This is a genomic window from Pseudomonas sp. LBUM1658 (genome assembly GCF_059716055.1).
Genome location: NZ_CP166798.1, coordinates 3,455,637 through 3,468,624 on the forward strand (window position 1 = coordinate 3,455,637; position 12,988 = coordinate 3,468,624).

A 12,988-nucleotide genomic window follows, 5' to 3' on the forward strand; every position below is an offset into this window, starting at 1 on the left:
ACGTTACTTTTTCGAAACCCCTCACAACCGCTGATCAGCTAGTCCGGTTTTTTGACACCTCCCCGATATGCGGTCACAACTTTTGCGCTCCGCTGGGTCATAACACGGTGGCAGTCGATGGAATATTGGCATCTACCGAAGTTTTAGCCTGATACGGAGATATGATCATGATTTTCAACGTACAGAATTTTGGCGCCAAAGGAGATGGCATCACTGACGACACGGCGGCGATACAAAGTGCAATTGATGCGGCGGCCGCTGCAGGCGGGGGGCAGGTGTACATGCCGACCGGAACTTATATCGTTTCGGGAGGTGAGGAACCTTCCGACGGCTGCCTGATGCTCAAGAGCAACGTCTACCTGTACGGCGACGGCATGGGCGCAACCACCGTCAAGGTGGCTGATGGCTCCGACGCCAAGATCACGGGGGTCATCCGCTCCGCCTATGGCGAGGAAACCCACGACTTCGGCGTCAGCAACCTCACCATCGATGGCAACCGTGACCACACCACGGGTAAGATCGACGGTTGGTTCAACGGCTACATTCCCGGCGAAGAAGGCTACGACTCCAACGTCACCCTCGACAGCGTCGAGATCAAGGATTGCTCCGGGTACGGTTTCGACCCCCACGAGCAGACCGTCAACATGGTCATCAAGAACAGCGTGTCCCACGGCAATGGCCTGGACGGCTTCGTTGCTGACTTCCTCAGCGACAGCACCTTCGAAAACAACGTCGCCTACGACAATGACCGGCACGGTTTCAACGTCGTCACCAGTACCCACGACTTCACCCTCACCAACAACGTTGCCTACAACAATGGCGGCAATGGCATCGTGGTGCAGCGCGGCAGCGAGGACATCCCCTCCCCCAGCAACATCACCATCACCGGTGGCGAGGTGTACGGCAACGGCGCCGAAGGGGTGCTGATCAAACTGTCCAGCGACGTGACCGTCGACGGCGTCGATATCCACGACAACACCAGCGCCGGGATCCGCATCTACGGCAGCAACCACGTCGAGATCATCGACAACACGCTCAACAACAATTCCCTGGGCAACCCCGTACCGGAAATCATCATCCAGTCCTACGACGACACCCTGGGGGTGTCCGGCAAGTACTTCAACGGCAGCGACAACACGATCCAGGGCAACATCATCAGCGGCAGCAACCTGTCGACCTACGGCGTTGCAGAGCGCAATGAAGACGGCACTGATCGCAACGCCATCATCGGCAACACCATCAGCCACACCAGCAAGGGCGCCACGCTGGTCTATGGCGACGGCAGCTACGTCAGCGCCACGGTGCCGATGACCACCGTGCAAGGTACGGCTGGCAACGACACCCTGCTGGGCAGCGCCGCCAGCGAGATTTTCTATGGCGGTGCCGGCAACGACACTATCAATGGCGGAGCCGGTGGCGACATTCTGGTGGGTGGTGCAGGCATCGACAAACTCACCGGCGGTACCGGCGCCGATACGTTCCGTTTCGCCGCTCAGTCCGACAGTTACCGCAACGCAACCGCAAGCTTCGATGACACCATCACCGACTTCGACGTCACCCAGGACAAGATCGACCTCGCCGGCCTCGGTTTCACCGGCCTGGGCAATGGCCGTGGCGGCACCCTGCAGGTCAGCTACAGCGCCAGCAACGACCGCACCTACATCAAGGACTACGATGCCGACGCCAGCGGCAATCGCTTCGAGTTGATTCTCTCGGGCAACCTCGCCAGCACCCTGACCGCCAGCAACTTCATTTTCAATCGGGTGGTCACCGGCACCAGCGGCAGCGACTCGCTGTTGGGTAGTGATTCGGCCGACACCCTGCTCGGCCTGGCGGGTAACGACAGCCTCAGTGGCGGCCCGGGCGACGACAAGCTCGACGGCGGTGCCGGTATGGACACCCTCACCGGTGGCGCCGGAGCGGACATCTTTGTGTTCTCCAATCGCCTGGACAGTTACCGCAATTACAACACCGGCGGTGCCAACCTTGGCGACCTGATCACCGATTTCGATATCACCGCCGACAAGATCGACCTCTCGGCCATGGGTTTCACCGGCCTGGGGGACGGCAAAAACAACACCCTGTACCTGGTGCTCAATACTGCTGGCACCAAGACTTACATCAAGTCCCTGACCGCCGACGCCAATGGCAACCGGTTCGAGGTGGCGCTGGACGGCAATTACCTCGACAAGCTGACCAGCGCCAATTTCGTCTTTGCCACTTCGCCAACGGTCAACCATGCGCCGGTGGTGGCAACGGCGTTGCTGGATCAGAATGCCACCGAAAACACCCCGTTCAGCTACGTGGTGCCGGCCACCAGCTTCACCGATCCGGATAATGACAGCCTCAGCTACACCGCCAAACTGGCCAATGGCAGCGCCCTGCCCAGCTGGCTGACATTCGATGCAGCCACTCGTACGTTCAGCGGCACACCCAGCGACACCGCGTCGGGCACTTACTCCATACAGGTCACCGCGACCGACGGCAGCAACGCCACCGTCAGCGACAGCTTTACCCTCGCCGTGCAGGACGTACCCGCCGCACCCACTGTGATCAATGGCACGCCGAACAACGACACGCTGACCGGCACCGCAGCCAACGAACAACTGTTCGGTGGCGCCGGTAACGACACCCTTAATGGCGGCGCCGGCAACGACATTCTGGTCGGCGGCACCGGCGTGGACAAACTCACCGGCGGCGCGGGTGCCGATGTATTCCGCTACACCTCAAAGCTCGACAGCTACCGCACCGGTTCCACCAGTGCCAGTGACCAGATCCTCGATTTCGACGTGACCGCCGACAAAATCGATGTCTCGGCGCTCGGCTACACGGCCCTGGGCAATGGCCTGAACGGCACGCTGCAAGTGACCTACAGCGCTTCGAGCAACCGCACCTACCTCAAGGATCTCACCGTCGACGCCAACGGCAACCGCTTCGAAGTGTCGCTGGCGGGCAACCTGGTGAACAGCCTGACGGCGAGTCATTTTGTCTTCGCCGACCAGAACACCCCCAGCAATGTAGCGCCGGTGGTGGCCATCCCCCTCCTCGACCAGAACGCCACCGAAAGCACGCCGTTCAACTACACCGTGACCCACGACAGCTTCACCGATGCCAACCAGGATGTGCTGACCTACACCGCGACCCTCGCCGACGGCAGAGCCCTGCCCGCATGGCTGAGTTTCAACGCCACCAGCCTGACGTTCACCGGCACGCCAACCAGCACTGCGTCCGGCAATTACAACGTACTGGTCAAGGCCACCGATCCTTCAGGTGCGTCGGTCAGCGACAGCTTCGCCCTGGCGGTGGCCGATGCGCCCGCCAACACCATCACCGGCACCAACAACGCCGAAAGCCTCAACGGCACGGCGGGCGCAGACCTGATCCTCGGCCTCGGTGGCAACGACACAATCAAGGCTGGCACCGGCGCGGACATCGTCGACGGCGGTGCCGGACGCGATTCGCTGTACGGCGGCGACGGTGCCGACACCTTCCGCTACACCAACGTACTCGACAGCTACCGCGACTACGACACCGGCGGTGTCACGGTCACCGACACGATTTATGACTTTACCGTGGGCGTCGACAAGATCAATGTTTCGGGCCTTGGCTTTCTCGGCCTCGGCGATGGCAGCAATGGCACGCTGTACATGACCCTCAACGCAGCCGGCGACAAGACCTACATCAAGTCCGCCGAAGCGGATGCCGATGGCAATCGTTTTGAAATCGCCCTCAACGGCAACTACCTCAACACCCTGACCGCCAGCGACTTCGTGTTCGGCGAGCGCGCCCAGCAGGACATCCTCTACCTGCCCACCCTCGGCCAATCCAATGCGCGCCTGCTGCGCATGACGGAGGACGACGATCAGTCCGGCACCTCGATGCTGGTCAAAGACCTGGACCGCTACACCACCTATGACGTGCGCAGCCAGTTCACCGATGCCGATGGCAACGGCATCGACATCGCGGTGGGTGGCAGCACGGTCACCGGCCTGTCGACCCTGGGCGCCGAGGAACTCAAGTTGTGCTGGTGGCTGACCGACACCAACCAACCCGGGCCTGCGCTGTTGCGTGCCGTAGCGTTGCTGCGGGACCAGCTCACCGAACTGCAATCCATCGATAACGTCACCATGGGCATCATTTGGGGCCAGGGCGAGGAAGGCGCCCAGGAGATCGCCCGCGCCACGGACAAACCAGCGGCAGCCGCGGCCTACAAGGCCGCGACCCTGAAGGTGTTTGATTACCTGCATGCCCAGCTCGGCAACTTCAGCGTGTACATGATGGAAACCGGTCACTACGAGCAGGACGCGGCGCGTGCCCGTGGTTACTCGGAAGAGAAGATTGCCTCCATCGTCCAGGGGGTTGGCTATGTCCGCGCCGTCCAGGAAGCCATCGCCGCCGAGCGCGCTGACGTCAAGCTGGCGGTGGACTACACCGACCTGCCCTTGCGCTACGAAGTCGATCCGCTGGTGTATCCCGATGACGTCTGGCACCTGCACGAGGAATCGGCGGAAATCGTCGGCCAGCGCCTGGCCGACTACATTGCCGATGACCTTGGCTCCCAAGGCAACCCCAACGACAACAACAGCGTGCAGGACATTTTCGACAACGCCCAGAACCAGGGCGGGATGATTTCCGGTACCGACCAGGCGGATACCCTGGTGGGCAGCTCGGGCAACGACACGCTGGATGGCGACCTGGGCGCCGACACCATGACCGGTGGCGATGGCAACGACATCTATGTGGTCGATAACGCGTTCGACAGCGTGGTGGAAACCAACACCTCGACCTCGCAGATCGATACGGTGCAGGCCTCGGTCAGTTGGACGCTGGGCGCCAATCTCGAGAACCTGGTGCTCACCGGCGTGTCGGACATCGACGGCACCGGCAATGAGCGGCGCAACTTCATCACCGGCAATGCCGCCGACAACGTGCTCGATGGTGCCGCAGGGGCAGACAGCATGAGCGGTGGCGATGGCAACGACACTTACTATGTCGACAACGCCGACGACACCGTGATCGAAACCAACAGCAATGTGATGGCTGGAGGGATCGACAGTGTGCACAGCAGCCTGGCGGCTTATACCCTCGGCAACAACGTCGAGCATCTGTATATCGACAGTGCTGGTGCCGCCAATGGCACGGGCAATGCGCTGGACAACACGCTGTTCGCTAGTGCCGGCAACAACGTGCTGGACGGGCGCGATGGCAATGACACGGTGTCTTTTGAACGCGCCCAGTCCGGCGTTACCGTAAACCTCTCGACGTCAGCGCAACAAAACACCGTGGGCTCCGGGCTCGACACCCTGAAATTCTTCGAAAACCTGACGGGAAGCGCCTACGCCGACAGTCTGTCGGGCAACAGCACCGCGAACGTTCTGAACGGTGGTGCGGGCAACGATACGCTGGTGGGCGGTTCGGGCGATGACCGGCTGATCGGCGGTGCAGGCACCGACAACCTCACCGGTGGCACTGGCGCGGATACCTACGCGTTTGGTGCGCTGTCGGACATGGGCGTCGGGGCTTTGCGCGATGTGATCAACGGTTTCAAGAGCACCGAGGGCGATCATCTGGATTTCACCGGCCTGGACGCCAACCCGCTGACCGCCGCTGTCGACGCCTTCACCTTCATCGCCACCAACGCCTTCGACCCTGCCAACGCCACCGGCCAACTGCGCTTTGCCGATGGCATTCTCTATGGCAGTGTCAACACCGACGCCAGCCCCGAGTTCGAATTCGAACTGGTGGGCGTCAAGGAGCTGCACGCCAGCGACTTTACAGCCTGAGTTAAGCCCACATCCTGTGGGAGCGGGCTTGCCCGCGAAGGCGGCGGTACATTCGAGATGGATGCTGACTGACCCACCGCTTTCGCGAGCAGGCTCGCTCCCACAGGGGGATTTGCGGTGCCAGAAAATCCAAGACAACCGAAGATCAAATGTGGGAGCGATCTTGCTCGCGAAGGCGGCGGTACATTCGAGATGGATGCTGACTGACCCACCGCTTTCGCGAGCAAGCCCGCTCCCACAGGGATAGGCTGCGATCTTGAGCTTTGGTTAGAGCCCCAGGCTTTTCAGAACAGGCTTTGCACCTGCTCCAGGACGGCGCGGTTCATTTGGCCGGTGTGGGTGTGCAGGCTCACATAGCTTTGCAGCATGTCGAGCTTGGTGTTGAGCAGGTCTCGACGGGCCTGGAACACCCGCTGTTGGGCATCAAGAATGTCCACCGTGGAACGCACTCCACCCTGGAAGCCTTTTTCCGTCGAGGTCAGCGCCCGCTGATTGGACTCCACCGCCCGCTGCATCGCCTTGCTCTTGGTGAACCCGGCCACGACGCCCAGATAATCGGCTTCGATGTCCTCGGCCAACTGTTGACGCTGCACATCGTAGTCGGACTGGGCACCGGCCAGTTGCGCTTCGGCCTTCGCCACCGAGGCGCGTACCGCCCCGCCGCGATACAACGGAATATCCAGCTGAACCCCCACGTAATAAGAGTCCTGGCGCGGGTCGAGCTCCTGGTACTGACGGGTTTCCCGGCGGGTTAGCTGGGTGGTCAGCGACAAGGTCGGATAATGCCCGGCGCGCTGACTGTCGGCCTGCGCCTCGGCGACTTTCACCGCCGCCAGCCGGGCTGCCAGCTCGGGGCTGGCTTCACGGGCAATCGCCGTCCAGTACGGCAAATCCTGCTCCGCTGGGATCGGGCTACCGGCGGCGAGTTCTTCGCGCATCGGCTGGATGTCATCGATGGGCACGCTGGCGCGACCGGACAACGCCCGCAACGCAGCCACGCGGCGGGCCTGGGCTTCAGCCTCCTGGGCGTCGACGAGATCGAGCCGCGCCTGGGCCTCATCAATATCGGTGATCGCGCCCTGGCCGCCCTGATAAAGCTTTTTGCTCTGCGTCACCAACCCATTGATGGCAGTCTTTTGCTGGGCGATCAACTTGATCTCGTTCTCGGCCCGGGCGACGTCGAAATAGCCTTTGGCAACCCGGTCGTACAGGGTCTGGCCGGCAACGTCGAATAGCTGGGTACCCAACTGCCCTCGCGCCTTGCCCTCCTGATACGCCGCCCAGCGCCCCTTGTCATAGAGCGGTTGTTGCGCCGCCAGGGTGACGTTGTTCGCCTGGTAATCGTTACTGTTGACGTAGCTGCGGTCGTCGCCGCCATCGATACGTCCGCCGTAGCCGTAGCGCGACGTCAGCGACACTTGCGGATAGAGGCCGCCGCGGCCAATCGCCTCTTCATGCTTCGAAGCATCAAAGGTATGGGCCGCCGATTGCACGGTCGGGTCATTGAGACGCGAGGCGTCGTACGCGGCGGTCAGGTTCAGGCCTCCTTCGGCGGCCCATACGGGATTGATCGCGGCCCAGCTGGTACACAAACCCAGTAGTACAGCGCAGCGATAGCGGCAACGGTCGGTCATGCTCATTCCTCTTTGAAGGCCGCAAGCAAGCGTTCACGCAAAGGTTTCATCAGGTAATTCATCAAGGTGCGTTCCCCCGTCACCACCGTGACATCGGCGAGCATGCCGGGGCGCACCAGCAGGCCGGCGGCCTGCAGCGAGGCGACGGTGTCGGCGGGAATTTCGACCTTGGCGGAAAAGTACGGCTGGTGCGTCTGTTCATTGATCAACTGGTCCGCCGACACCGTAGTCACCGTGCCGGTGACGGTCGGCGTATCCACCCGTTGCAGCGCGGTGAAATGCACATGCACCGGCAGACCCGGGCGCAACTTATTGGCCATCAGCGGCTCGAAACGCGCGGTGATCGCCATCGGCGCATCCAGCGGCACCACCTGCATCAGGGTTTGGCCGGCCTGCGCAACGCCCCCGACCGTATGAATGCTCACGTCCATGACCTGCCCGGACACCGGCGCACGGATCGCACCGTTGTCGACTTCAAACTGCAAGGCATGAATCTGATCGGCATAACCTGCCGCCTCGGCAGAGACCTCGCTGAGCCGGGTTTCGGCATCGCGGCGAAATTCCTGCTGCGCCTGCAAGGACTTGAGCCGGCTTTCGTTGATCGCCTGGCGGGTCCTGCCGACATCGCCCACCCCGGAGGCAATCTGCCCGGCCAATTGAGCTGCGTTGCGCTCGGCCTCGAAGAGTTTGTTGCGCGGAACGTAGCCTTCACGGGCCAAATCGCGCAGGCCTTCCAGCTCCTGCTGCTGGAAGCGCATCTGCGCGTCGTAGTTGCGTTTGACGCCTTCGTAGCCAAGCAATTGCTGCTGCAACGCCGCGGCTTCGTGTTCGATGATCTGCAAGCGGCTACCCAGCTCTGCGCGGCGGGTCAGAAACAACTGGCTCTGCAAGGCCATGGCGGCCTTGACCCGCGGCTCGTCGGCGCGTTCCAGCAGTTCAGCGGGCCATTGGATCTCGGCTGAGCCCAGGCGCTCGGCAATCAACCGCGCCTCGACGCTGCGATCGTTGAGCAACTTGCCCAGGGTCACGTCCAGTTGCGACTGCGCCTGCACCGTATTGAGCTGCACCAGCAACTGCCCCTGGGTGACGCGGTCGCCATCGCTGACCAGCAGCTTTTCCACCACCCCGCCGACCAACGACTGCACAGCCTTGCGCTCGCCCGCCACCACCACGGTGCCGCTGCCCACGACACCCTGGTCGAGCGGCGCCAGGCAGGCCCAGAGCAGGAAGCCGCCCAGCGTCAGGACCAGGAAACCCACACCATAGCGTGCCGCCCCCCCGGCGTCGGTACTGGCGCAGGGCAGCGGTGTGGCGCCGCGCACGCTCAGCCCCTGCTCGCTGGACGTTTGTGCCCCAGGGGTCGGATCACGCATCTTCGCCAGCCCCCCTGACCGCGGCCGGTCTTGGCCCCGGCATCAATGCCTTGAGCACCCGATCCCGTGGACCGAATGCTTGTTGAGTGCCGTCCTTGAGCACCAGGATGTGATCGACCACCGCCAGCACATTAGGCCGGTGGGTAATCAGCACCACGGTGCTGCCAGCAGCCTTGAGCGCACTGATGGCCTGCACCAGCGCCAGCTCTCCGGCTTCATCGAGGTTGGAGTTGGGCTCATCGAGCACGATCAGCGACGGGCGCCCGTAGAGCGCGCGGGCCAGGCCGAGGCGTTGCTTTTGTCCGCCGGACAAGCCAAGCCCGCCGGGGCCCAGCGGCGTGTCGTAACCCTTGGGGAACCTCAGGATCATCTCGTGAATGCCGGCGTGACGCCCGGCGGCGATGATCTTGTCGGCGACCTGTTCACCGAAGCGGGCAATGTTGTCGGCCACACTGCCGTCGAACAGCTCGATGTCCTGCGGCAGGTATCCAAGGTGCGGGCCCAGGGCGTCATGGGACCATTGACTGATCTCGGCGTCGTCCAGGCGCACCGACCCGCCCATGGCCGGCCATACCCCGACCAGCGCCCTGGCCAGCGTTGATTTACCACTGGCGCTGGGGCCGACGACGGCGAGCACATCACCTTTGACCAGGCTGAAATTGATGCCCCGCAGGATCGGTTGCGAGGCGCCGGGCGGGCCGACATACAACTGCTCCAGGCGCACCGCGCCGGTGGGCGGTGGCAAAGGCATGCGCAGGCGCTCGCGCGGATGCTGGGCAAGCAGTTGGCTCAGGCGCTGGTAGCTCTGGCGGCCGGAGTTGAATTGCTTCCACGAGCCAATGGCGATTTCCACGGGCGCCAGGGCACGCCCCAGCAGCAGCGACATCGCAATCATCATACCCGCCGACAATTGGCCTTCAAGCACCAGCAACGCCCCCAGGCCCAGGGCCAGCGACTGTCCGGAGATGCGTACGAAACGGGTGGTAGAAGTGATACGCGCGCTGCGATCGCTGGCATGGGCCTGGGCGGCAATGATGCGTTGCTGCAGCAGGCTCCAGCGCTGGCGCAACGGCCCGAGCATGCCCAGGGCCTGGATGACTTCGGCATTGTGTAACGTGCTGTTTACATAGATCGACGATTGCACGCCCAGGCGATTGGCTTCGCCCAAGCGCGTGCGAGTCGCCAACTCGCCCCACAGCGCCAGGCCGATAAGCACCAGAGCCAGAACCAGCGTCAGCACGCCGAACCAGGGATGAAAGATGAACGCCACCAGCAGGAAGATTGGCAACCACGGCGCATCGAGCAAGGCAATCAGGCCCTGGCCGGTGATCAACTGCCGCAGCGTCGCCAGATCGGTGAGCACCTGCGCCGGGTTGGCGTTGTGCTCGCGCAGGCTGCGGGCGAAGGCGGCGTCGAAAATCCGCTCGCCCAAGGCATCGTCCAACCCCGCGCTCATGCGAATCATCACCTCGCCACGTACCCACTCGATCAGGGCGCTGAACATGAACAGTCCCAGGGCGATCAAGGTGAGCATGAACAAGGTGGTTTCGTTGCGGCTGGTGAGGACCCGGTCGTACACCTGCATCATGTAGAGCGACGGCACCAGCACCAGCAGGTTGATCACGCCACTGAACAGCGCGAGCGACCAGAACACCCGGCGATAGCTTAATAAAGCGGCATCAATGTCATGACGCGGATCGAGAAGCAAACCCATAGAATGTCGCTCGCAAAAGGAATAGTCGGTCCAAGACGCAATCCATCGCGAGCGTTTTGCCCTAAGGGGAGAAAACACTAAATGTAGCCTGGCGTGCCGCTATCAAAGACGGTCCTCGTCGTTACAGGCGCCATTACTGACAACGCAACCACGGGTTAGTGCCGGTTCTACGGGCTGGGTTTTCATGTGGGTGACGGGCGGGAATGTTGCACAGCGCCACGGTCGCCTGTCGCTCGACCTCGTTCAACGCATTGCGCAGCACGGGTCGTACGGTGGTCGTTCGGGTATCGGCCCCGATAACGTCTGCTTCGGTCCATCGCTGCAAGGTTCTGAGCGACGGACCGACCTCCTGACAAGCCCTGACCTTTCTGGTTCCTGCTGCAATGGCTTCGGTCAACCACGCCACGAGCAACTGCCGTTCCGGCAAAGACGTCAGTTGTCCCGTTGTCGGTCCCCCAGTAGCCGTTGAGCTTTTTTCGCAGCACCAACAACGCGGCCTTTTCGGCCAGCGCCTTGTCTTTGCGGCGTAGCTCACGCTCAAGGTCCTGGATGCGCTTCTTGTCCTTGCGCGCTTGTTCGCGGTCGACCTTACCTCCGCTCTGAGCGAATACCGTAGCAATAGCCTACGATCAGCATGCGAATTATCAGTTCAGGATCAATCGACGGACGTCCAATCGGACTATAGAAATCGGCGAGGTAGTGGCGCAGGTCGCTCAGATCGAGACACTGATCAATGCTGCGCAGAAGGTGATTTGCTGGGATGTGATCTTCAAGGTTGAACGAGTAAAACAGTCGCTCCTGCCCACTTGATAACTGTCCCATCATGCTGTGTGATCCCCCTCCGGCCAATGAAGAGATTTTGCCGCAGGCCAGACAGGGGAGCTACTTTTTCAACAGAATCGGCCAGAAGCGGACACTCAGAAACTCAACCGCCCACCAGGTAGGCTCCGAACGGAACCCGATGTTTCAGCTTCTTGCAGCTGCCGGGAGCGGGCTGATGTCCGGGCGGGCGCTCAGGAAACCAGATTCGGCATTTGCCCGGAGGCGGCCAATGGCCGCGGGGAATCTCAACCTCATCGTACGCGGGCTCTGGCTTGACGGAAGCCACTTGCAATTCTCCTTCGGGACGTGGCCTGCCAACCGTCCGCGATTCCGATTCCCACTCTGCCTGTGCGCGAGCGAAGGTGCCAGCGTGGCGCTCAGTGTCCAGAGCGGATTGCTCAGCAGCGGCAATTTCTGCTTCGCGGCGCCTTTGGGCTTCCTCTTTCAGCCCCTTCTGCACTGCAACCCGATTCTCTTTGGCGTTGGGTGGGGTACTCGAAGCCTGGGCCTGCTGCGCCGCCTGGATCAATTGGAAGTTGCGGTTGCGTAACTCGACGTTGCGACCAACCCGCAGGTTGGAGCGCGCCGCCAGCGCTTCAGCCTGCTGATACTGTCCCTGCTGAAGACGCAACACACCGAGGTAGTGCAGCGTCGCGGGATTGTTCGGCTGGATATGCAGCGCACGCTCCAGCGTGGCAGCGGCTTGGTCCAACTGGCCATCTGCATACTGCTGCGAGGCGGATTCAATTAGGGTGGTTGATGCGTTGTTACTTTGCGGGGAGGCTCTTCGCTCGGCAGCAACCGAGCAAAGCGATGCGGCTGCGCAGAACGCCAGGATAAGACCTGGCAGAAAACTCTTGGTTGGCATCAGGGGACGGACTCGGCTGATCTCGGACGGCACTGTCGTATAACAGACCTCCAGCGCTGCTCGGCTGGGGTTGGTTCACTGTCCCGTCATCACCGATGCAGGGACTCTATAGACTAGGCCAGTACCCTGAAGTTCCCTCTGCAACAGCCCCCGTGACGATGATCGGCGCAGCAGCCGAATCGGCACCTTCGACGATTCTTATTGTCTACTTGAAGGCACGAATGGCGTCACCTGCGCCCCATCACCACCAGAGACACAACTGCATGAAAAAGGCTCCCGTTCTTGCACTCACCTTGCTTTGCTTTACCTCGGCGTGTGTTTTTGCTTAGGTGGAAACGAGCTCGGCTCGAGAAAGGGTACATCGGAGGTTGATCAGAATGGACACGGAGAGGAAAGAAGAGTAACGACACCGAGATGCTGGACCGCTGCTTCGCCACGAATGCCATGGTGCGCGACGAAAGCCGGACGTACCAGGGACAACATCTGACATCACCCATAAGTTAAATAGCGTATTGAAGGAATGCCAAATGGAATGCCGCTCGTATGCCGTCATCAGAATGTAAAACGGTATCTACAGCATTTAAAATCCGGCCGCCGAAGTTGCCCGAAATAAAAATACAATCCGCGCTCTTGATGTCGGAAGATCACGAGCGTACGCGCTGATTGATCAGCTGAGCGTCCATGAGCCGGTTAATTGGCTGTGCAAAGTGTTTGAAATCAACCACTCAAGCTACTACGCCTGTTTCGGGCATTTCAGCATAGGCAAGCACAACAGTCGTACCGGCCGGGTGCCT

The 12,988-nt window shown here is 61.6% G+C and carries 5 protein-coding genes and 2 pseudogenes; 1 reads left to right on the top strand and 6 read right to left on the bottom strand.

What is annotated here, in order from left to right; translation table 11 throughout:
• Positions 1 to 167: 167 nt before the first annotated feature.
• Positions 168 to 5,783 carry a putative Ig domain-containing protein gene (locus tag ACA064_RS15830; RefSeq protein WP_497668952.1) on the top strand — a complete coding sequence of 1,872 codons (5,616 nt, stop codon included), beginning with the start codon at positions 168 to 170 and terminating at the stop codon, positions 5,781 to 5,783.
• A gap of 284 nt (positions 5,784 to 6,067) precedes the next feature.
• Here ACA064_RS15830 and ACA064_RS15835 read toward each other — a convergent pair whose 3' ends face one another.
• The 6 genes and pseudogenes from ACA064_RS15835 to ACA064_RS15860 all read right to left on the bottom strand — a co-directional run bounded on the left by ACA064_RS15835 (position 6,068) and on the right by ACA064_RS15860 (position 12,194).
• Entirely contained in the window at positions 6,068 to 7,417 is a 1,350-nt protein-coding gene (locus ACA064_RS15835; RefSeq protein WP_497668953.1) for a TolC family outer membrane protein, read from the bottom strand.
• 2 nt (positions 7,418 to 7,419) lie between these two features.
• A complete protein-coding gene (locus ACA064_RS15840; RefSeq protein WP_497668954.1) occupies positions 7,420 to 8,790 on the bottom strand; it encodes an HlyD family type I secretion periplasmic adaptor subunit in 1,371 nt (456 codons plus the stop codon).
• Positions 8,783 to 10,504, bottom strand: a complete 1,722-nt coding sequence (locus ACA064_RS15845; RefSeq protein WP_497668955.1) for a type I secretion system permease/ATPase — start codon at positions 10,502 to 10,504, stop codon at positions 8,783 to 8,785. The genes ACA064_RS15840 and ACA064_RS15845 overlap by 8 nt, the downstream gene beginning before the upstream one ends.
• A gap of 169 nt (positions 10,505 to 10,673) precedes the next feature.
• A pseudogene (locus tag ACA064_RS15850) lies at positions 10,674 to 11,094 on the bottom strand (IS3 family transposase); the annotation flags it as partial.
• Between the two features lies 1 nt (position 11,095).
• Positions 11,096 to 11,329: pseudogene (locus tag ACA064_RS15855) on the bottom strand (transposase); the annotation flags it as partial.
• 100 nt (positions 11,330 to 11,429) lie between these two features.
• Positions 11,430 to 12,194 carry a tetratricopeptide repeat protein gene (locus ACA064_RS15860; RefSeq protein ID WP_497668956.1) on the bottom strand — a complete coding sequence of 255 codons (765 nt, stop codon included), beginning with the start codon at positions 12,192 to 12,194 and terminating at the stop codon, positions 11,430 to 11,432.
• Between the last annotated feature and the right edge of the window lie 794 nt (positions 12,195 to 12,988).

Excerpts from the sequence above, each read along its gene's own strand:
- ACA064_RS15845 (WP_497668955.1), bottom strand. The coding sequence starts at position 10,504 with ATGGGTTTGCTTCTCGATCCGCGTCATGACATTGATGCCGCTTTATTA.
- ACA064_RS15835 (WP_497668953.1), bottom strand. The coding sequence starts at position 7,417 with ATGACCGACCGTTGCCGCTATCGCTGCGCTGTACTACTGGGTTTGTGT.
- ACA064_RS15840 (WP_497668954.1), bottom strand. The coding sequence starts at position 8,790 with ATGCGTGATCCGACCCCTGGGGCACAAACGTCCAGCGAGCAGGGGCTG.
- ACA064_RS15830 (WP_497668952.1), top strand. The coding sequence starts at position 168 with ATGATTTTCAACGTACAGAATTTTGGCGCCAAAGGAGATGGCATCACT.
- ACA064_RS15860 (WP_497668956.1), bottom strand. The coding sequence starts at position 12,194 with ATGCCAACCAAGAGTTTTCTGCCAGGTCTTATCCTGGCGTTCTGCGCA.